The sequence below is a fragment of the Vibrio ostreae genome, from assembly GCF_019226825.1.
Taxonomy (GTDB): Bacteria; Pseudomonadota; Gammaproteobacteria; order Enterobacterales; family Vibrionaceae; genus Vibrio; species Vibrio ostreae.
The window spans coordinates 2,561,167-2,581,327 of record NZ_CP076643.1; the positions used below are offsets into that span (position 1 = coordinate 2,561,167).

At 49.9% G+C, this 20,161-nt stretch carries 17 protein-coding genes and 1 pseudogene; 16 read left to right on the plus strand and 2 right to left on the minus strand.

Features of this window, described 5'->3' with window-relative positions; genetic code table 11:
• Nucleotides 1-91: 91 nt before the first annotated feature.
• Entirely contained in the window at nt 92-610 is a 519-nt protein-coding gene (locus KNV97_RS17885; RefSeq protein ID WP_218562487.1) for a porin family protein, read from the minus strand.
• Nucleotides 611-1,153: 543 nt separating this feature from the next.
• Between KNV97_RS17885 and KNV97_RS17890 the strand changes: the two genes are divergently transcribed.
• The 13 genes and pseudogenes from KNV97_RS17890 (at nt 1,154) to KNV97_RS17950 (ending at nt 16,394) form a co-directional block, all read left to right on the plus strand.
• Nucleotides 1,154-1,450 carry a hypothetical protein gene (locus KNV97_RS17890; RefSeq protein WP_218562488.1) on the plus strand — a complete coding sequence of 99 codons (297 nt, stop codon included), beginning with the start codon at nt 1,154-1,156 and terminating at the stop codon, nt 1,448-1,450.
• A gap of 291 nt (nt 1,451-1,741) precedes the next feature.
• Nucleotides 1,742-2,425, plus strand: a complete 684-nt coding sequence (locus KNV97_RS17895) for a YjbF family lipoprotein (RefSeq protein ID WP_218562489.1) — start codon at nt 1,742-1,744, stop codon at nt 2,423-2,425.
• Nucleotides 2,422-3,219: a capsule biosynthesis GfcC family protein gene (locus KNV97_RS17900; RefSeq protein ID WP_218562490.1), complete on the plus strand. Its 798-nt coding sequence runs from the start codon at nt 2,422-2,424 to the stop codon at nt 3,217-3,219. Before KNV97_RS17895 ends, KNV97_RS17900 begins: the two co-directional genes overlap by 4 nt.
• Before the next feature lie 2 nt (nt 3,220-3,221).
• On the plus strand, nt 3,222-5,459 hold the full coding sequence (locus tag KNV97_RS17905; protein WP_218562491.1) for a YjbH domain-containing protein: 2,238 nt from the start codon (nt 3,222-3,224) through the stop codon (nt 5,457-5,459).
• A 270-nt stretch (nt 5,460-5,729) separates the two neighbouring features.
• Complete coding sequence (gene rfaD, locus KNV97_RS17910) at nt 5,730-6,668, plus strand: ADP-glyceromanno-heptose 6-epimerase (RefSeq protein ID WP_218562492.1); 939 nt, start codon at nt 5,730-5,732, stop codon at nt 6,666-6,668.
• Between the two features lie 309 nt (nt 6,669-6,977).
• Nucleotides 6,978-8,144, plus strand: coding sequence for a nucleotide sugar dehydrogenase (locus tag KNV97_RS17915; protein ID WP_218562493.1), 1,167 nt, complete (start codon nt 6,978-6,980; stop codon nt 8,142-8,144).
• 306 nt (nt 8,145-8,450) lie between these two features.
• A pseudogene (gene lpxM / locus KNV97_RS17920) lies at nt 8,451-9,430 on the plus strand (lauroyl-Kdo(2)-lipid IV(A) myristoyltransferase).
• 3 nt (nt 9,431-9,433) lie between these two features.
• Nucleotides 9,434-10,630: an O-antigen ligase family protein gene (locus KNV97_RS17925; protein ID WP_218562494.1), complete on the plus strand. Its 1,197-nt coding sequence runs from the start codon at nt 9,434-9,436 to the stop codon at nt 10,628-10,630.
• A 1-nt stretch (nt 10,631) separates the two neighbouring features.
• Nucleotides 10,632-11,672, plus strand: coding sequence for a glycosyltransferase family 4 protein (locus KNV97_RS17930; protein WP_218562495.1), 1,041 nt, complete (start codon nt 10,632-10,634; stop codon nt 11,670-11,672).
• Nucleotides 11,673-11,764: 92 nt separating this feature from the next.
• Nucleotides 11,765-12,847, plus strand: a complete 1,083-nt coding sequence (locus tag KNV97_RS17935) for a glycosyltransferase family 9 protein (RefSeq protein ID WP_218562496.1) — start codon at nt 11,765-11,767, stop codon at nt 12,845-12,847.
• A gap of 71 nt (nt 12,848-12,918) precedes the next feature.
• On the plus strand, nt 12,919-13,959 hold the full coding sequence (gene waaF / locus KNV97_RS17940; RefSeq protein WP_218562497.1) for a lipopolysaccharide heptosyltransferase II: 1,041 nt from the start codon (nt 12,919-12,921) through the stop codon (nt 13,957-13,959).
• A gap of 62 nt (nt 13,960-14,021) precedes the next feature.
• Nucleotides 14,022-15,302, plus strand: coding sequence for a lipid IV(A) 3-deoxy-D-manno-octulosonic acid transferase (waaA, locus tag KNV97_RS17945; RefSeq protein WP_218562498.1), 1,281 nt, complete (start codon nt 14,022-14,024; stop codon nt 15,300-15,302).
• A 12-nt stretch (nt 15,303-15,314) separates the two neighbouring features.
• A complete protein-coding gene (locus KNV97_RS17950) occupies nt 15,315-16,394 on the plus strand; it encodes a glycosyltransferase (protein ID WP_218562499.1) in 1,080 nt (359 codons plus the stop codon).
• Here KNV97_RS17950 and KNV97_RS17955 read toward each other — a convergent pair.
• Nucleotides 16,391-17,110: a 3-deoxy-D-manno-octulosonic acid kinase gene (locus KNV97_RS17955; protein WP_218563454.1), complete on the minus strand. Its 720-nt coding sequence runs from the start codon at nt 17,108-17,110 to the stop codon at nt 16,391-16,393. The genes KNV97_RS17950 and KNV97_RS17955 overlap by 4 nt on opposite strands.
• Before the next feature lie 95 nt (nt 17,111-17,205).
• Between KNV97_RS17955 and KNV97_RS17960 the strand changes: the two genes are divergently transcribed.
• The 3 genes from KNV97_RS17960 to KNV97_RS17970 are packed head-to-tail and all read left to right on the plus strand — an operon-like array spanning nt 17,206 to nt 20,154.
• A complete protein-coding gene (locus KNV97_RS17960) occupies nt 17,206-18,288 on the plus strand; it encodes a glycosyltransferase family 9 protein (protein ID WP_218562500.1) in 1,083 nt (360 codons plus the stop codon).
• Complete coding sequence (locus tag KNV97_RS17965) at nt 18,281-19,123, plus strand: glycosyltransferase family 2 protein (RefSeq protein ID WP_136487203.1); 843 nt, start codon at nt 18,281-18,283, stop codon at nt 19,121-19,123. Before KNV97_RS17960 ends, KNV97_RS17965 begins: the two co-directional genes overlap by 8 nt.
• Nucleotides 19,123-20,154 carry a glycosyltransferase family 4 protein gene (locus tag KNV97_RS17970; protein ID WP_218562501.1) on the plus strand — a complete coding sequence of 344 codons (1,032 nt, stop codon included), beginning with the start codon at nt 19,123-19,125 and terminating at the stop codon, nt 20,152-20,154. Before KNV97_RS17965 ends, KNV97_RS17970 begins: the two co-directional genes overlap by 1 nt.
• The last annotated feature ends 7 nt before the right edge of the window (nt 20,155-20,161 follow it).

The following is a 20,161-nucleotide window of genomic DNA, read 5'->3' on the forward strand; positions in this document are numbered from 1 at the left end:
AGTTCCATTGTTAATTCAAAAATTCGCACCAATCGTATGCAAATAGGGTGAATCTTTGATGAAAAAGTGATTGTTGTTATTCGACGTAAGATTAAAAACGATATTGAAAGGCTAAATTCATCGCATACAAACTGGCATGGTCAGCGTCTGCATAGCGAATCACATCTAAGGCAAGCGCTTTATGGCGATCCAAAGCAAAATGAATCCCGCCTCCAAAGCTGAATCCGGATTCATCGACCGATGCTACGCCCTGTTTATCAAGTGTAAATGTGGAATAGCCCGCCAGGCCGTACAATGCAATTCTGGGTGTGACTGGTAAGTTCAACTTTGCAAAACCACTCGTCAGCTCATCCATCTTAAGTCCGGATGAACGTTGCACCGAACGGCTGTAGCGCGCTTCCAGGCCCAGATAATCATTCAAGAAATAACCGGCCTGCACACCGATATTAATAGGGTTGCCATCACCGGAAAGCTGAGCGTGATCGGGTTGGTACTCAGCATCGCTGTAGCCCAATTCTGCGCCCACATAGGGTGCAGAAAATGCAGCCGGACTTATCGTCACTGCGCCAACAGCCAGAAATGCAAATAAAAGTGGATTAGAGATATTCATGAAAACGTTCCTTGCGACGCCTTGCTTCTTAGGTAGCCGATTTGGTTCTTAGGTAGCCGAATAGAAGTGTGGAAGAAACGTATTGTGGGATGTGGACAAAGCAGCACAATATGCACTACCTTGAGTAATGAGAGAGGAACATTAAGCCTGATGAGTTACCGGCGTCCTGATTGCCTCACACTCACACCTCGCACAACACTGTTATTCGGTCACGCTACCGCCCATTGGTTACTGCGCTAACCACATTGCGCTCACGGCAGCCGACAAGGCTTACTCCGTAAAACCTGATTTTGACGTTGTTTTTATGCGCAGCTTGAACTGCTTTTTGTAATGCGCAACTATTATGCACATCGTATTTAGAATAACAATTTATTGTGATCGATTTACCACACAATTCGCGTTACTAATTCGAATTTAGCGAAATCATGACTTACCCGATGCATATTGACGTTTACTTTACAAACAAGTTGTCACTACAATAAGTTCTGAAGCAAAATACAAGCTTCAAACATCGATGTTAAAATTTGTATATAAGGATTTACTATGAAAAATATCGCGTTAGCAATGCTAGTTGCGCTGGGTGTTTCTACTTCAGCATTTGCAACTTCAGCGCTTGACACTCCTCCACCTGCACCAGCAGGACAAGCTACTGCTACTTCAGCAAGTGGCGGCGCTGCAGGCGGCGGTGCTGCAGGCGGAGCTGCGGCTTCTGGTGCTGCAGCGGGTAGTGTCGCTGCGGGTACGGTAGGTGCTATTGCAGCAGCGACTGCTGTAGCCGCTGCTGCAGCTTCAAACAGCGGTAGTAATTCTGGCACGTCAGGCACTACCGGCACCAACTAAGCCCAAGTGAAAGTTTCTTTCATGAATAGAACTCAAGGCCAGCTTTGCTGGTCTTTTTTATTATTTTTGAACAGGGCCAATCCTGACTGAGATCATTAAGACAAAATTTGTGACCCCCGTCATGAAATAATTTGCTATTAATAGCTTCATTGTATTTCTTTAATTTATTTACTTCTCTCAACTGGCAGCGGCTTGATTGCCCCAATCTATTTAGGCTGATAATCTAAGTAGCTGTTTGCTCTTACTCCTATTGTATCTACTGACATTTTCAAACAAGGCTGTTTAACTCACATGAAAACCATAAACAGGCGACTGCGCCAGCAGGGATGCGCCTTCATTATGCTCGCACTGCTTTCCGGTTGTTCGCAAAGATTCGCCGGTATCAATGATACGGTACAAGAAGCCTTCCTCGGCCTGAGTGATATCGAGATCAGTCAACAACAACTGCAAGACCTGCCCTATGCCTCGACCTATGTGCGCATCAATGATGACCGTCGCGTGTTTATGGTGCTGGCCTACATCGAAAAAAACCAAAAAACCGGCAACAACCAGTTGAAATGGGTCTCTAATGATGGCGGTATGATTGTGACCGAGCAGGGTCGTATCGTGAAAACCCATAAGCTGTTTGCTGGTAATTTAGCACGCCGCAGCGGATCAGTCCCCTCCTGGCGCAACAATATGCCCTGGTCAACCTTGTATGACTGGCAGGACGATCAGCAATATGGGCACGTAGGTAATCTCAATATGCTTTACCTGGGTAAAGAGACCATTACAACCCCGCTGTGGACTGAACAACTCAATCACTGGCAGGAAAACATCACTTTCCCGGATCTCGATGCAACTATTTATAACCAGTATTGGGTCAACCGTAATGGAGAAGTGCTGAAAAGCGTCCAATACCTTGGCCCAGATATGGCACGGATTGAAATGGACATTCTGAAACCTTACCAAGAGCAAGCGGAGGTCGCCCAATGAAGCTAACATCTGCTACCTCACTGCCGCTAAAATCGCTTCTCACTCTTTGCTTGCTGGGTCTTTCATCTGCGGCCTACTCCGCAGCCCTGCAAAATTTTGATGACCCCACTTATGATACGCCCACGCAAGTGCAGCTAACACACCATGACGTCCGCCTTGAATACAACCAGCCGGTACGTTTAGAGCGTGTCCTGGCCGATGCTACGCAGCAGGACTTACTCTCGGTCGATAACCACAGTTACCACGAAGGTTATCGCCTGTTTGATGTCAGTAAGCAACCGCAAACAGATGAGCTTTATACCTCAGTTCGTGAGCGTCTTAATGTTCTGGCGCAGGACTCTGATTATCAAACCATCGCATCCAGCCTGTTGCGCCAACTCAAACAGCACCAATATGGTTACCGCTTGGTGACCAATCTGGATCGTGACGTACTGCGCTTAGATAATACTCTGAATCCGTTACTCCCGGGCCAATATGAGTTAGCGCTGAATGGCCGTCCAAGCACAGTCAGTTTATTTGGTGTGCCCGAGCAGCAGAGCCTGCGCTATCACGCAGGTTGGTTTATTTCCGACTACCTAAAACAAGCCATGTACCCTCGTACCTCTCGCGACAGTTTTGCCTGGCTGATTCAGCCCGATGGCACAATAGAAAAAACCGGCATTGCCTACTGGAACAATCAGCACATCAGTCCGCTGCCTGGCGGCGCTATTTTTATCGGCTTTAATTCTGGTGATGACGAACTACAGCAGTTAGAACAAGACATCGCAACTCTGATCAGCATGGTGAAAAACTAACAATGGCAAACACAACTCATTCGATCTCCTCTCACTCGCGAATGCTCAGTGCAGTTTGCCTGGGTATGCTGGCCAGTCAGGCGCATGCCAGTGAATTACAACCTGCTCAGCTTCGCCCTTCTCAATCGGATTTTGGCGGAGTCGGCCTGATGCAAATGCCGGCCGCGCGCATGGCGCCGGAAGGCGAATTTAACTTTGGTATCACTGTCAATGATGATTACCAGCACTATTTTTCTTCGATTCAGCTTTTCCCCTGGTTAGAAACCACCATTCGTTATACCCGGGTGCCGGATGTGCGCTATAACTCCAACAAAGCCTACAGCGGCAACAATAATTACACCGATAAAGGCATCGACGTTAAACTGCGTTTATTAGAAGAGAGTTACTGGCTACCGGAAACCTCGATTGGTATCCGTGATATCGGTGGTACTGGCCTGTTTGACGGCGAGTTTATTGCTGGCACCAAACGTTTTGGCCCGCTGGATATTACTCTGGGCTTAGGCTGGGGCTATATCGGCCAGCGCGGTAATGTCACCAATCCATTGTGTAAAGCCGCCGACAAATATTGTATTCGTGATGATTCATTTAGCGGTAATGGCGGTTCATTTGAGGCTGGCCGTTGGTTTAAAGGCCCGGCGTCTGTATTTGGTGGCGTCGAATATCAGACACCTTACGCACCGCTGCGCCTCAAGCTGGAATATGACGGCAACAATTATTCGCAGGACTTCCCGCACGTTCGTGCCGGCAAAGATATGCAACCGCGCACACCAATTAACATCGGTGCACTGTATCGCTTAGCGGACTGGGCCGATGCCAAAATCAGTTATGAGCGCGGTGATGTTTTCACCTTCGGCTTAACACTGAACACCAACTTTAATCAGTTGGAAACCTTCTGGCGTGATGAGCCGAAACAAACCGTGACCGCGCAACCAGCTCAGGATCCAGATTGGAAGCAAGTCTCGGCGCAGCTTGATAACAATGCCGGTTACACCCGCAACACCATCAGCGAAGATGGCGATACCCTGGTGGTGAGCGGTGAACAGATCAAATATCGTGACCGCAAAGAAGCCCAGGATCGCGCTGCAGCCATTCTGGCCAATAATGCCCCGGGTTACATCAAAACCTATCGTATCGTCGAGCGTAGTAATGGCGTCGATCTGACTCAAACTGACATTGATGCCGCGGCATACCGAAAAATCGCGAACAACGAATATTTTGGTGCCAAACTGGAAGACGCCACCAAGCAAAAACAACCACAAGCCGAACGCTCAGGTAAACCACTGGCCAGCAACGACTCACGCTGGAACGCCAGTATTGATCCGGTACTAATTCAGTCGGTGGGCGGTCCTGAGTCGTTCTACTTCTATCAGGTCGGTTTTAATACCAACGGCAATGTGTGGCTGAGTGACAATATTGAAGCCAGCGGCTCGATCTACTTCAACCTGTTCGATAACTACGACAAGTTTAACTATGTGGAAAACAACCCGCATATCTCCAACTTTGCCGTGCCCCGGGTGCGTACTATGTTCCGTGCCTATGCACGTGAAAACTCAGTGCGCCTCAACAACCTGCAGCTCACCTGGTTTGAGCAGCCGACTGATAATATTTACACCCAGGCCTATGCGGGTTATCTGGAAACCATGTTTGCCGGGGTAGGTGGTGAGGTGCTATACCGCCCGCTCAACAGCAACTGGGCATTAGGTTTAGATGCCAACCTGGTCTCACAGCGTGAACCGGATTCCTGGTTTGGTGTATTTACCGACTCGTACGTTTACTACGATGGTTACAACGCCAGTAACTGTTCCGCCGGTGACGTGAGTTGTCAGGCGTATGTGCTGGATCAAGGCACGACAGGTCAGCTGACCGCATACTATATGCCGCAGTGGAACTGGATTAATGACACCCTGTTTAAAGTCAGTGTGGGTAAATTCCTTGGTGGCGATAAAGGCGCCCGCGTCGATTTCTCCAAGCAGTTTAAATCTGGTGTAATCGTTGGTGCCTACGCGACAGTAACCGATCTGACGACTGATGAGTATGGTGAAGGCAGCTTTAACAAAGGCTTCTACATCACCATTCCGTTTGATCTGATGACGGTGAAACCAACCACCAGCCGCGCCAACATCGCCTGGCAGCCAATCACCCGTGACGGTGGTCAGCAACTGGATCGTAAATATCACTTGTTTGACGTCACCGATTCACGCAGCCAGTGGTCGCAGCGGCCAAGTAGCGTAGGTAAATAAGTTCTTGGGGTTCTAGGATGCAGTTTAGTTCCTAGGACCCTAGGTTCTAGATGGTGGGCGCTATAGTTTTCTAGAAATTTTGAATTTCGTATTCGCTTGAATAACAGCAATGAGATAATTCTGGAAAGACTTAAAACTAAAAGCGTAGATCCTAGGACCTAGGAACCAGGATCTAGGAACTAAGCCCTAGTAACCTCTATGAGACCTAGAACCTAAAACCCTTCCCTGCTACTATTCGACACAGTATTTAAGCTTAAGTGGAAAGTAATTATGATCATCGTAACTGGTGGTGCTGGCATGATTGGCAGCAATATTGTGAAAGCTCTGAATGACCGTGGTATCACGGATATTCTGGTGGTCGATCATCTTAAAAATGGCCGTAAATTTAAGAATCTGGTTGATTTGCAGATCACCGATTACATGGACCGTGACGACTTTCTGACTCAGGTAATGGCCGGTGATGATTTCGGCCCGATTGAAGCCGTATTCCATGAGGGCGCCTGTTCAGCCACCACCGAGTGGGATGGCAAGTACATGATGCTCAACAACTATGAGTACTCCAAAGAGCTGCTGCACTTCTGCCTCGATCGTGAAATCCCGTTCTTGTATGCCTCATCGGCTGCGACTTATGGTGAAACCGATACCTTTATTGAAGAGCCACAATATGAAGGTGCGCTCAATGTCTACGGTTACTCCAAACAGCAGTTTGACAACTACGTACGCCGCCTGTGGCAAGATGCCGCAGAACACGGTGAAAAACTGCCGCAAGTGACTGGCTTCCGTTACTTTAACGTCTATGGCCCGCGCGAGCAGCACAAAGGTTCTATGGCATCCGTAGCGTTCCACCTGAACAACCAGATGAACGCGGGTGAAAACCCGAAACTGTTTGCCGGCAGTGAAACCTTCAAACGTGATTTCGTTTACGTCGGTGATGTAGCAGCGGTAAACCTGTGGTTTATGGATCACGGCGTGTCCGGCATCTTTAACTGCGGCACTGGTAAAGCGGAATCATTTAATGAAGTGGCCAAAGCGGTCATCGCGCATCACGGCAAAGGCGACGTGGAAACCATTCCGTTCCCGGATCACCTCAAAGGTGCTTACCAGGAATACACTCAGGCCGATCTGACCAAGCTGCGCGCCGCAGGCTGTGATGTTGAGTTCAAAACCGTCGCCCAAGGTGTGGCAGAGTATTTAGCAATTATTAATTAAAAAGGTTCTAGGGAGATACGTTCCTAGGTAAGAAAGGTCCTAGGATCCTAGGTTCTAGGCCCTGGGATGCGTGCTGGTAGTTTTTAAGTTTTATTTCAACCGGCACAAACCCCAAAACCAGGGTCTAGAAAGCGATCTGTGATGTAAAGGTTTTACCCAAACTCTCAGCGAAGACCCTAGGACCTAGGAACTAGTACCTAAAAACCTGATACACAGGATCTAAAAACCTTTTACACCAAAACTTAAAAAGAATGCTGACCCTAGGACCTAGGCCCTAGGATCTAGGAACTAAAAAACCGGAAAACTAAAATGAAAATAGCCGTAGCAGGGACAGGTTACGTCGGCCTGTCCAATGCCTTGCTGCTTGCGCAGCACAACGAAGTTGTCGCTTTGGATATCGTTCAGGAAAAAATCGAGATGCTCAATCGCGGTCAGTCGCCGATTGTTGATAAAGAAATTGAGCAGTTCCTGAGTGAAAAATCGCTGAACTTTACCGCAACTACGGATAAAGAGCAGGCTTATGTCGGCGCTCAATTCGTGATTATCGCCACTCCGACTGATTACGATCCAAATACGAACTACTTCAACACCTCATCGGTTGAATCGGTGATTCGTGATGTGATGGCGATTAATCCGGATGCGACTATGGTGATCAAATCCACCATTCCGGTCGGTTATACCGAAACGCTCAAACAAGAGATGCAGTGTAACAACCTGATCTTTTCGCCTGAGTTTCTGCGTGAAGGCAAAGCGCTGTACGACAACCTGTACCCGTCACGTATTATTGTCGGTGAGCAGAGTGAGCGCGCACAAACCTTTGCCAACCTGCTGGCACAAGGTGCCATCAAGCAAGACATTCCGATGCTGTTTACCAACTCCACTGAAGCCGAAGCGGTCAAGCTGTTCTCAAACACTTATCTGGCGATGCGCGTGGCTTACTTTAATGAGCTAGACTCGTATGCCGAAGTGCATGGCCTCGACAGCCGCCAGATTATCCAAGGCGTCGGTCTGGATCCGCGCATCGGTAATCACTACAACAACCCGTCGTTTGGTTACGGTGGATACTGCCTACCGAAAGACACCAAGCAGCTGCTGGCCAACTATGATGAAGTACCGAATAACATTATCGGTGCCATCGTCGATGCCAACCGCACCCGTAAAGATTTTATCGCCGACTCTATTATCAAACGTCAGCCAAAAGTGGTCGGTATTTATCGCCTGATCATGAAGTCCGGCTCAGATAACTTCCGCGCTTCTTCTATTCAGGGCATCATGAAACGCATCAAAGCCAAGGGTATTGAAGTGGTCGTGTATGAACCAGTGTTGCAAGATGAGCACTTCTTCAACTCCCGAGTGATCAATGACCTGGCAGCGTTCAAGCAGGAAGCGGATGTCATTGTCTCTAACCGTCTGGCTGAAGAGCTGAAAGATGTGGAAGAGAAGGTTTATACCCGCGATCTGTTTGGTAGTGATTAGGTTTTAAGGTTCCAGGATCCTAGGCTTTAGGATCCTAGGGGCTAGGTCCTAGATGCGTTCGCTGGAACTTATTCGGCATTTCTAAGCTTGAGGTCTGCGGCACGTTTGCCTTCAGCAATCCAACCCGTAACAGCCAAACTGAACGCGACCTTCTAGGGCCTAGGATCCTAGGGGCTAGGTCCTAGTGAAAACCAAACTGAAAGCCCCCCTCTAGGGCCTAGGATCCTAGGACCTTTTCCCTATATCCCCTACTCCTGTTATACTCCTCGATAATTTTACTCAAAAAACAAACAATCTGAGCAAACTATGTCGACTTCTCGTCTCTCTTCATCACCGCGTGATGACTTTGATGAATATGCCTACAATCCGCAGTTTCAGTGGAATTTCCTGCATCCCAAATATTGGGGAACCTGGTTTGCTATTGCCTTTGCTTGTCTGCTGAGTTTTTTACCGGCCGCCGCCAAGCGGGCTATTGCCGGGGCTCTGGCCACATTTGCGCTGAAAGTAAACAGCAAAGCTAATACCCGCGCGCGGGTGAATCTACAGATGTGTTTTCCGCAAAAATCGGACGCTGAGCGTGAAGCCATTCTTAAGCAGATGTACATCACCTCGACCATGTTTCTGATGGGCTTTGCCTCGACGTCCATACGCAGTAAACGCTGGCTGGAAAGTAACACCACCATTCGTGGTTTCGAACATGTGCAGCAAGTGCTGGATCGTGGAGAGAACGTTATTCTGCTGGTTCCACATACCTGGGCGATTGATATTCCGGCCATTTTGCTCGCTTCACGTGGCCTGCCGGTGTCTGCCATGGCCAAAAGTCAGAAAAATAAAGTCTCTGACTGGCTGATGCATAAGCAGCGCGTACAATATGGCGGCCGCGTGTATGACCGCAGTGTCGGCATTAAACCGTTTATTAAATCGGTCCGTAAAGACGGTTACCTCGGCTATTACCTGCCGGATGAAGATCTCGGCCGTGAACACAGTGTGTTTGTCGACTTTTTGCGACCCAAAAAGCAACCATTGCCGGTTTAGGCCGCCTTTCTACGCTAAGCAAAGCGAAAATTGTCCCGCTGTTTGCGATGTATAACAGTACCAGCGGCGAGTATGAACTCGACTTTTATCCTGAACTGCCGTTCCCGACCGGTGACGAACATCAGGATGCACGCATGATGAATGAATGCATTGAAAACTATGTGACTCAGCGCCCGGAGCAATATATGTGGATTCTGCGTCTGCTTAAGACCCGCCCGGACTCTGATCTTAACCCATACAGTAAGAATTAATCCATGATGCCATCATCGCTGTGGAGCAAAACCATAATTTTGCTGCCTTATCTATTCCTGTTTACCGGCCTGAGCATTATGCAAAACGGTAACAAGCGCATGGTACTGTTTGCCGTTATTGCTATTATCGCCAGCATCGTTATATACAAAAAACAGATGCTCAGAGAGAACCTGCGCAACTGGGTTCTTTGGGCAGTATTGGTTTTCTCGACTTATGTCATTCTGCATTACCAATATAAAGATGGCAGTCCGAGCTTGATTCGCGCTTATCTGGCAGCCGCACTGCTGTTACTGGTTTTCCCTTGGCAGATGCTGACTCGCCGTGTTTGGTTAACCTTGAGCGTAGTCGGGTCCGTTTGCCTGATGAGCAACAGTATTTATCACACTTTTTACTTAGATCAGGAAAGAGCTGCCGGGCTGATGAATGTCATTCCCTACGCCACATTTTGCTCTGGTATCGCCATCTTAGGCTTTCATTTTTTCCTTGAGGCACCAAGAAGCAGATCAGGCTTGTGCGGATTGCTGTGCGTTCTGTTTTCTTCTTCAGCGGTTATCCTGACCCTGTCGCGTGGTGTCTGGCTGGCGCTGCTGGCTGCGTTTGTTGTTATGCTGGTGTTTCATGCCAAAAGCATTCGCCATCTGGGACGTTACTTTGTTATTTTCTTGGTTAGCTCAGCACTCGTTCTATTTGTGTTTAAAGATCAGTTGGAAACACGTATTGAGCAAACACAAGCTGAAATTAGCCGGATTGAATCCGGCGATATGGACAGCTCCATCGGGCTAAGATTTCAGATGTGGCGGGCCGCCTTTCTGATTTCCAAAGACAACTTTTGGCTGGGTGTCGGGAACGAGCATCTGCCTGAGCTGGAGCAAAGATATGAAGACGGACAAATTTCTGTCGGCATTATCAACTTCCGGGTTTATCACTTCCATAACCAGTTTATTGATACTCTTGTCCGTTTTGGATTCGTTGGACTTATCCTTTTTTTGCCTATATATTTTCTTCCCATATATATTGCTTTAAAAAGTAACCACACATACAGAGTCGCCATTTTAGGCTTGGCAACGCTGTACATTGTTGCCAGCTTAACCGATGTACCCTTGAACCATAGCCAAACTATCTTGCTCTACATCATGCTGATGATCCCTCTGTGTGGTTTTGCCCAAACCGAGAAAAACGATAAAACAGAGAAAACGTAGAATGAAAACCATTGCACTGTTTCGTAAAAACATCTCCAACAAAAGCGGAACAGGCCAACTCATTGTAATGCAAATGAATAAGCTGAAAGCCGCTAACCACGACTTTCAGCTTTATTGTAAAAAGGGATTTTTCCGAACCTGGCTGATGGCCCGCTTATGGCCCCAAAAAGCCAAAGTCAACAATCACCGCCTTCAGGTAGCCCGTCCAGATTGCACTGTTATTGTCGATCATGACAGTAGTCTGCGTAATGCTGATTTCACCTTTATTCACAACCTGATCTCTTCCGATCCTGCCGCCCCCAACGAATACCTCATCTGGCTGCAAAACAGTCAGTGCCACATCATTGCCAACTCGGCTTTTACCAAACACAAACTGCAGCAGCAAGCCATCGCGCCGCAACGCATTTCTGTGGTTCATCCGGGTTACAATCACCTCAAATTCAATCGCGACAATAAAGCCCGTTTTCGCCTGCCAGCGAGAAAGGCGCTCGGTATTGCTGCCGATAAAAAGGTGATTGGCTTTATTACTTCCGGTGATTTTAAAAAACGCGGCCTGGTCGACTTTCTTGATATCTGCCTCAATATCCATCAACAGGATGCAGCTGTGGAATTTTTTGTTCTCGGTTCACACTCATTTCCTGCCGAACTGGCCGATCATCCAGTAGTGAAACTACCGCAGTTTCACTACAAACCGAAAAATGCCCGGCCGGAATACTGGCTCAGCGTACTCGATATCTTCGTTTACCCCGCCAAGCTGGAAGAGTTTGGTATGGTAATTCCAGAAGCGTTGGCCATGGATATTCCGGTGATTACCACCGCGAATGTCGGCGCAACCGAAATACTACCTGCAGAGTACAGGCCCTGGATTCACCCTCAGGTTGATGTGGCCTGGTTTAGCGAACGTACTGCATCACTGCTCCGTGACCACAGCGCTTACCAGTTATTAGTTGCGGCATCACGCATCGCAATTGGTTACAATAACGACGACTACGCCACGCGGACCCTGGCCACGATTCAACACCAAATCGAACAACGTCAGTGATCGTGATTGAACCCAGACGATTTTGTGATAACTTCAGGTTCTCGCTGCCTGGCAGCAAGCTGTATGTACCACGCTGATTAGGTAAGTAACTCATGCTCAAAACCCTTAAGAGTGTTAACCGGGCGCTCAGAAACAAACAGAAGAAGCTCAAGCTGGATTACTATTGTCGACGCTACGACAAGGCTCCCCAACCGAAAATGCCTATGAAGGACGTCCGCACGGTTGCACTTCTGCGTTGGGATAACAAACTGGGCGATGCCATCATGAGTGGTTTGTTTATCAAAGCCTTGCAGCTAGCCCGTCCGGATATCACCGTGTCTGTGATTACCCCGCCGTTTTGCGGTAACTGGTACCAGAAAGCCACCGGATGCGAAGTGATTCACTGCGACAAACGCGGCGTGAAAACCGCGCACTCTTTCCGCCAGTACCGTGGGCAGTTTGATGCGGTGGTTGAACTCGGTACCAGCTTTGACTTCAAAGAGCTACTGGCCGTGCACGAGCTCGGTGCCAGTTACAATATCGGGTTTAATAAAACCAACCATCCGATCTTTAATGTCAACCTGCCTGCAGAGGCGGTACATTTTAAACAGCGCTACCAGGCCGCCGCTGAACTATTCTGTTCTCAACCGTTCGATGATGTTATTCCGCTGATTCCCTATCCCAGCGAACAGATCGTCGATGCTGAAAAAACCAATGTCGCTATCAACCTGTTTGGTTCCAGTAAATACCGTCAATTTTCTAGGCAAGAAGCACTGAAACTACTCCATAACTGGTTACGTGATTTTCCGCACGACTGCCTGTATCTGATCCCGGTACCGGGCAAAATCGAGCTTCTGCAGGATCTGGTCGAGGAATGTGCCAGTGAGCGCGTCATTCTGCCCAGTGAAACCTCATCGCTGGAATTCTCGCTGCAACTGCTCAGTCAGGTTGACCTGTGTGTCACGCCGGATACTTCGGTCGTGCATATGGCCAGCGCGCTGAACACGCCGATTCTGGCTATCTATGCTGATAACCCTCGCAACTATCAGGAATGGCATCCGCTTTCTGACCAGAACAAAGTGCTGTTTAATCCAGCCACCAAAGACAAACATGACCGGGTGTATGTGCATGAATTTGACTGGGCGGATTTCAAAGCGAAACGTGAATCTTTGGCCGCTAACCAGTACACTAAATAGCAAACCAGCCGGCCAATGGTTTTCTGCCTGTAACTGCTGGCTACTCATTATTTAAATTTGCTAAGTATCGAATGAAAATACTCGTCATAGGCCCTTCCTGGGTCGGAGACATGGTGATGTCTCAGTGCTTGTACACAAGCATCAAACAGCAGCATCCCGATGCCATCATCGACGTTATGGCGCCGGCCTGGTGTAAACCGATTCTGGAGCGCATGCCGGAAGTCAATCAGGCGCTTGATATGCCGATTGGCCACGGCGAATTTAACTTTTTCGCCCGCCGGGCAATCGGTAAGTCGATGCGTAGCCAGTATGACCATGCCTACATACTGCCGAATTCCGCCAAATCAGCCCTGATTCCCTGGTTTGCCGGTATTCCGGTTCGCACCGGCTGGAAAGGGGAAATGCGTTATGGTCTGCTCAATGACCTGCGCCCGAATAAAAAATCATTCCAGTACATGACGGAACGTTATGTCGCCCTGTCGCGACCAAAAGCAGAGATGATCGATTCATCATCACTGGGCGGTCTGGACACGTTACCTCGCCCAAGCTTATCGATTGACGCGGAAGTTCAGCAGCAAACCCGGGATAAGTTCGCGTTGAACTCTTCACGCGCCGTGATTGGCCTGTGTCCCGGTGCAGAATTTGGCCCGGCCAAACAGTGGCCGACTGAGCATTATGCCGCAGTTGCCGGCGCCATGATCGATCAGGGCAAACAGGTGTGGCTGTTTGGCTCAGCTAAAGACAGCAACACTACACAGGCTATTATTGCTCAGCTTAGTGAAACGCAGCGCGAACATGTCGCTGACCTGGCCGGTAAAACCAGCCTGATTGAAGCGGTGGATATGCTCGCCTGCTGTGAAAGCGTGGTCAGTAACGATTCTGGCCTGATGCATGTTGCTGCTGCCGTCGGTTGTCAGGTGGTGGGCGTGTATGGCTCAACCTCTCCGACCTATACACCCCCACTGGCCGTGAAAAAGGCCATCGTGCACACCGACATCGAGTGCCGGCCGTGCTTTAAGCGTGAATGTCCGCTCGGCCACCTAAAATGCCTGAAAGATCTCGCACCGCAGCGGGTAATTGATGCTCTGGCGCAGTTTGACGCCAGCGCGTAGTGACCTCCGGTAACGCTATCGTTACCGGTTAAAGTAACGTTGACCCGATTTAAGATAGCCCTATGCGCCTGATATATACCCTGTTACTCGCTCTGCTCAGCCCGCTGTTTTTGTACTCGCTGTACAAGACTAAACCGGGTAAACCGGCCTTCGGATCGCGCTGGAAAGAACACTGGGGCTGCACGCCTCAGGTGAAAGCCCGCCGGCCAATCTGGATTCATGCGGTATCTGTGGGCGAGTCGATTGCCGCGGTCCCTGTGATTAAGGCGCTCAAACAGGCCCGGCCCGAGCAAGCTATCGTCGTCACAACGACTACCAGCACAGGAGCCGAGCAGATCGCTAAACTGGGCGATCTGGTTGAGCACCGCTATATGCCGCTCGACTTTGCCTGGTGCGTACGACGCTTTATCAAAGCCGTACAACCGGCGCAATTGCTGATTGTCGAAACCGAGTTATGGCCCAATACCCTCCAAACCGTTCATCAGCGCAATATTCCGGTTACTGTGATCAATGCAAGGCTATCGGAGCGTTCTTGCCAGCGCTATCAGAAGTTTTCTGCCCTGTTCAATCTGATTCGCCCTTATGTGGATCGCATCTTGTGCCAGTATGCCAGTGATGGTGAACGCTTTCAGCGCCTCGGTTTTCGCGCGAACCAGATTGAGGTCACCGGCTCAGTGAAGTTTGATATCGATATCAACCCGCAGGTGCAGGAAGCAGGCGCTGAGCTACGCCAGCAGTTGGGCACGCAGCGCCCGGTCTGGATTGCCGCCAGTACCCATGAAGGTGAAGATGCCATTCTGCTTGCTGCACACCGCCAACTGCTGACGCATTACCCGAACGCACTGCTGATTCTGGTGCCACGCCATCCGGAACGTTTTAACGCTGTATTTGAACTGTGCCAGCAACAAGGTTTTGCGACTCAGCGCCGCACAGCTCAGGCCTCAGACGCAGAAACATGTCAGGTGTATCTCGGCGATACCATGGGTGAAATGCTGACTCTGATCAGCGCGGCAGATATCTGCTTTATGGCCGGCAGTTTAGTCGGCGATAAAGTGGGTGGGCATAACCTGCTTGAGCCGGCGGCGTTAGGTAAACCGCTGCTCAATGGGCCGAGCTTTTTTAATTTCAGTGAAATTATGCAGTTGTTAACGCAACAAAATGCGGTAATTTTATGCAACAATGCTGGTGAAATCGCCAAACAACTCAATATGTTGTTCTCAGAACCAAATAAACTCACTTTAATGGGTAAGGAAGCGCGCTTAGTGGTCGATAATAATAAAGGAGCCATCGGTAAAACGATTACCACCATATTGAATAAAAAAGTTGTTACTAAGCAACTGTAAGATTATTGAGCAATGAATATAAAATTTTTAATAAGAGATTTGAAAATTGAAGGGGTGCAGATTGTTGTCATTCGCCTGGCTAAAGTCCTTCAGCATTACGGCCATGAAGTCGAAATACTCACCTTGTTTGATGATGTCAAACTTCCGCAAACCTCTGGGTTGAAGATTCGCTGTCTGAACATTCCACACGGCACCCAAGGGGTGGACCGTATATTTCCTTATTTCAAAGCCTGGTTCGATGAAAACAACGACTTTGATTTTCTGTTTGCTCCGCACAGTGAGAGTATTAAAGTCATTTCCCGTATCGACGATCAGAGATTGATTCCTTATATCCACAATTCGGATGAACAGTCCTACAATCGCAGAAGTTTGTTTAAAAAATTACGTTATAAACACCGCATAAAAAAACGCCTGAAGAACAAACACGTTGTTGTCGTATCAAATGGAATCCACGCTTTTACAGAAAAGTGCTGCGGCAAAAAGATATTATCCAACAACGTTCTGTATAATCCTTTTTGCATACAGGAAATACAGGCTCTAGCACAAGCACCTTTGCAATCAGAACTCCCGGATGAATTTATTTTATTTGTCGGCCGGCTGGAAAAGCAGAAAAGAATCGACCGCTTGCTAAAAGCATTTTCTCTGCTGAAAAACCAAACCGCCAAACTGCTGATCATGGGAGAAGGTGTGCTTTATGAGGATCTACGCAAACTAGTGGATGAACTGCAACTTAATGAGCGAGTCATCTTTACTGCGTTTGAATGCAACCCTTATCCAATCATGAAAGCGGCTAAGTGCCTGATATTAACGTCGGATCACGAAGGGTTTGGAAATGTCTTAGTGGAATCACTGGCTACTGGTACGCCTGCTCTGAGCGTTAACTGCCCTTCCGGACCGAGTGAAATTCTCACCGGCGAGCTGTCTCAATATCTGATTAACTCTTACGATGAAGGCGTGATTGCGCAACACCTTGACAGTGTACTGAGTCAAGCGCCTTCCTGCGATCTGACAGAGGGTTATAAAAAGTTTGACGAAGCCAAAGTTTATCAATCATTTATGGAAACCATGACGCGGATCAGTAGCCACCATTAACGGTTTTCGTGCTCATACCCCTGCAGCAGTGCCGACCACTGCTCAGGCTGCCACTGAATACTGAACCGTTGCTGCTCTTTGTTAAAAGAACGCAGTAAACGGTTCAGGTTTTCCTGCTGCCAGCCCTGCCCGCTCTTGCGCGCGCATTTATCAAAATCAATCAGCCACACCTTGCCTGCTTTATCGAGCAGGATATTGTGGATATTGAGATCGGTGTGATTCACCCCGGCCTCATGCATGGTACGAATCATCCGGCCGATGGCCTGATACACCTCATCACTCAAAGCCTGCTTTTGCAGTACATCGACCAAATCACTGGCGTTGGGCACTTTTTCCACCAGAATATCGGCCTGGTAACTGAAACCGCTGCGCCGGGCACGAGCCGCTATCGGTCGCGGCACATTCACCCCGGCCTCAGCCAAATGGCGCAGCAGTTCGAACTCCTGCGCACTGCGCGTGTTCTTCCAGCCGGTAAACAGATAGTGATCACTCACCAGCTTGCCGAACAAACCGCCGCGACGATAATGACGCAGCGCGCCCTGACAGGCCTCAAGCTGCACAAACCAGGTAGTGCCGCGCCCCTGCGCGCTGCCGGTCACTTTGCCGCTGCGCTGCCAGAAATCCGGGTCAAAACTGTGCTCCGGAGCGGTGGACAGCAGCTCAGCGTCATACCAGATTTGCTGGCCAGGAAGGGTAATATTACGAATATCGGACATAATCAGCGCTTTATCTGTCAAAGTAGGCAACGACATTTTACATTCATTCGTCCGATACGCATAATTGGCGTAATTTTCCTCTTTATCGATGAGTTATGAGTCTACTGAGCTCTCCACCTAAATCGTTGTGTGTGCTGCGTCTGTCCGCCATTGGTGATGTCTGCCACGCCATTTCTGTCGTACAAGCCATTCAGGCCCACTGGCCTGAAACCAAGATCACCTGGATTTGCGGAAAGGTCGAAGCTCAGTTAATGGCCGATCTGCCTGGTATTGAGGTGGTGGTCTTCGATAAGAAACAGGGTATGGCGGGGATGCGAGCGCTGTGGTCTCAGTTGAAACAGCAACGCTTTGATGTGCTGCTGCATATGCAGGCCGCGTTGCGGGCCAGCCTGCTGTCGTGGGGCATCAAGGCGCGTTATAAAGTCGGTTTTGGTAAAAACCGTACCCGTGAAGGTCAGTGGTGGTTTACTAACCGTCATCTGCCGGAGACTCAAGCGTTGCATGTGCTGGACAACTTTGCCGAATTTGCTCGTTATCTCGGCGTGCCGTTTGACCAGCCACGCTGGAATATTCCGCTCAGCGCTGACGATACAGAGTTTGCGACCCAAGCACTGCAGGGTAAACCGTCATTGGTCATCTGCCCGGCCGCGAGCAAGGACAGCCGCAACTGGCTGACTGAGCGCTACGCCGCCGCGGCGGATTTCGCGGCTGACAACGGCCTGCAGGTCGTGCTGTGCGGCTCACCGGCCGAGCGCGAAGTCAGATTAGGGCAGAGTATTGCCGAACTGTGCCGCCAGCCGGTGGTCAACCTTATCGGCCAGACCTCGCTCAAGCAGCTCACTGCAGTGCTGAAACAGGCACATGTGGTGCTGGCACCGGACTCCGGCCCGGCGCATCTGGCCACGACGCAAGGCACGCCGGTGATTGGCCTTTATGCGCACAGTAATCCGCTGCGCACCGGCCCCTACAACAGCCTGGCAACGACAGTCAACGCTTACCAGCGCCTGGCTGAGCAGCAGTTCGGACGCCCGGTCAGCGAACTGGCCTGGGGCACCCGCCTTAAGGGGGAGGATCTGATGAGTGATATTCAGGTCGAAGAAGTGACTAAGCTGCTGCAACCTTTTTTAAGCGATGCTTTTTTAACTGATGCCGTGTTAACAGGAAACCAAAATGACTGAGCGTAAGCCGACTCTCGGTGTACTGATGATTGTCAAAAACGCCGAACAACATCTGGAAACTACCCTGCGCTCCGTGCACGGCTGGGTAGACGAAATTGTGATTGTCGACTCCGGCAGCAGCGACAGCACGCTGGCGATCGCCGCCCGTTATACCGACAAGGTTTACCATCAGGACTGGCTTGGCTTTGGCCCGCAGCGTCAGAAAGCGCAAAGTTATATGAGCGCCGACTGGGTGCTGCCGCTCGACTCAGATGAAGAAGTCTCGAATGAACTCAAAGTCTCGATCCTCAATGCCATTGCGACCGATGACGGTCGTTCTGTTTATCAGATAAACCGCCTGACCGAAGCGTTTGGTAAATTTATCCGCCATTCCGGCTGGTACCCGGACTGGGTGACCCGCCTTTACCGCCGAGAAAGCACTCAATACAACGATGTGCTGGTGCATGAATCGGTGATGATTCCGGACGGTTATCGGCTCAAATCGCTCTCAGGCGATCTGTATCATTACACCATCGATAACCTGCCTAACTATGTTGAGAAAACCCAGCGCTATATGAAAGCCTGGGCCGACCAGCGCGAAGGGCGCAAAAAGTCCTCTCTGGGCGGTGCCATTTTGCACGGCTTTTTCCGCTTCTTTAAAATGTACGTGATTAAACTGGGCTTTCTCGATGGTCGCCATGGACTGCTGCTGGCTCTGCTGAGCGCCAACACCACCTTTACCCGCTACGCCGATTTGTGGCTGCGCGACTATATGAAAAAACAGGCTGCGCAGAAGCCGCCTGAGCAGGACACACACCCTAAAACAGCGGCGCCAGCGGAGAAAAGAGACCACTGATGAATATCTGTCACGTTAATCTGGCCTCCGGCTATCACGGCGGGGAAAACCAGACTCTGCAGCTGATCAAGCAGCAAATTAAACTGGGCTACAACCTGACGGTGGTGGCCAACCCGCAAAGCCCGTTCTGTGACCGGGTGTCTGAACTGAACTGCCGGGTCGTGCCTGCCAAACACTATCTGCTGCAACACGGCAAAGCGGTCACCGCGGATTGTCAGTTGATTCACGTCCATGAGGGACGTGCTATTTACTGGGCCTGGCTGCAGCACAAACTGCACGGCATTCCTTACCTGGTCACACGCCGGATTGATAACCCTCTCAAACGTAAGTGGTTATCGACTCAGGCCTACAGCCACGCCGCCGTGCTGGTCGGCCTTAGTAACGAGATTGCCGCGCGCATCCGTGATGCCTATCCGCAGCAGCAGGTGGAAATCATCCCCAGCTCGCCGGTCAGTTATCCGGTCGATAACCGTCAACTGGCGCAGATCCGTGAGCGATTTGCCGATAAGTTCCTGGTTATCCACGGCGCCAACATGCTCAAACACAAAGGGTTTGACGTCACTATCGGCGCAGCCAAACTGCTGGAACACCGCACACCTGACGTTCACTTTGCCCTGCTTGGTGATGGCAAACAGCGCGCCGAACTGGAACAGCAGGCTGCCGGGCTGAGCAATGTCAGTTTTGTCGGTAAGCAGAGCAACATGGGCGATTGGTTTGCCGCCGCAGATCTGCTGGTTCACCCGTCCTACAGCGAAGGGCTCGGCTCGGTGATTCTCGAAGCGATGGGCAGCGGCCTGCCTGTGATCGGAGCCCGCGCCGGCGGGATTCCGGACATCATAGAACATCAGCGCTCCGGCCTGTTAATTGAACCGGGCGATGCCAAGGGGCTGGCCGAAGCGATTGAGCAAATCCGTACTGACAGCGAGTTACGAGACGTATTAGCGGCGGGCCGCGCAGCCAAGCTGCAGGATTTTCTGATTGAAAATACCGCGCAGCGCTACGCCACACTTTACAGCCAAATCAGCGCCTGATGCGCTG